We start from the raw sequence: 1,082 nt of genomic DNA, 5'->3' as shown, positions 1-1,082 counted from the left end.
AGTCATTCCACCCTCCGTTGCTGTAGACTTGCCATTGCTTGCGCAGGTGCTCACGGGTGAGGCTTTGCCGGGCCTCCCAGCGCGCGCCCCCGTTCCTTGAGCCGCTTGATGGCCTTCGGTGCCGGGCTGACGTGTCCACCGGGGTGGATACGAAATCCCAACAACGCGCGGTCCTCGCTACGGCGTGCGCCGCTCTTGATGGGTTGACTGGAAGGTCCAGGTGCTTGTGCAACCACCGCCTCAGGCGCTTCAGAACCCGCTCGGCGGCTCGCTGGCTGGAGACGAACACGGCGATCTCATCGGCATAGCGCACGAACGATAGCCCGCGCTGTTCCAATTCCCGGTCCTGCACGCTGGGAAGGCCCAACCAGTGGCTTCCACCACCGGGCTTGGCAATGTCCACCGCGCACACCGCCGCCGGCCGGTATTCGCCCCCAAGGAGCTGTTCGCGGAGCGCCGGCCCATGAGGCTTGAGGGGGGCCTCGGTTTCCGCAATTCCTTTGCCGTCTACCCCGCCGGCCCCAGCCTTGGCTTTCACCGCCGCCCAGGCCCGCTTGAGGTTGTCACGGCTCAGTACCGATTCCAGGCTGATTTCTACCGTTTCGCTCATCGAACCTCTTCTGGCCTCTGCGCTCGCTGTTCCGCGCCACTCGATGGGCACGCGCCGCCCCGCTGCTGGAAGCCACCTGCTTGGCTTGGCCCGCCGCCTCGCAAGCTGCCGCCGTTGCCGCTCCGAGGGCGTTTCACCCCCCTGCGCGCCGCTCACAACGGATGCCGTGTGGGATCCGCTCGTGACTCTTCGGCCCTTCGCTCCTCCCGCCTTTCGGCGCGACTCATCACGACTCTGGCCGCGGCTGACTCCTGGCTCGCTCTCACGCTCTAGGTCACCCCGAGTAAGAACATGTGCTTTCGACCCGTGCCGTCAGGCTCTACCGAATGCGTCTTTCGGTGACGGTTGGATTTCGCGTTCCCTCGCACGCTTAGCGCCCGCCCCCGGCCTCGCTGCCTACGCTCGTGTCCTGGCTCCACCCGTCCTCCAGCTTCGCCTCGCGGCTTCCACCTTGGGCTTCACTACGCTTCTC

Annotated in this window: 1 pseudogene; it reads right to left on the bottom strand. The window is 66.2% G+C overall.

Annotated elements, in window-relative coordinates:
- Positions 1–610: pseudogene (locus tag BQ17_RS17680) on the bottom strand (hypothetical protein); the annotation flags it as partial.
- Positions 611–1,082: the final 472 nt, after the last annotated feature.

This window comes from Candidatus Thiosymbion oneisti (assembly GCF_900092655.1).
Lineage (GTDB): Bacteria > Pseudomonadota > Gammaproteobacteria > Chromatiales > Chromatiaceae > Thiosymbion > Thiosymbion oneisti.
This window is presented reverse-complemented; position numbering and strand designations above follow the sequence as displayed.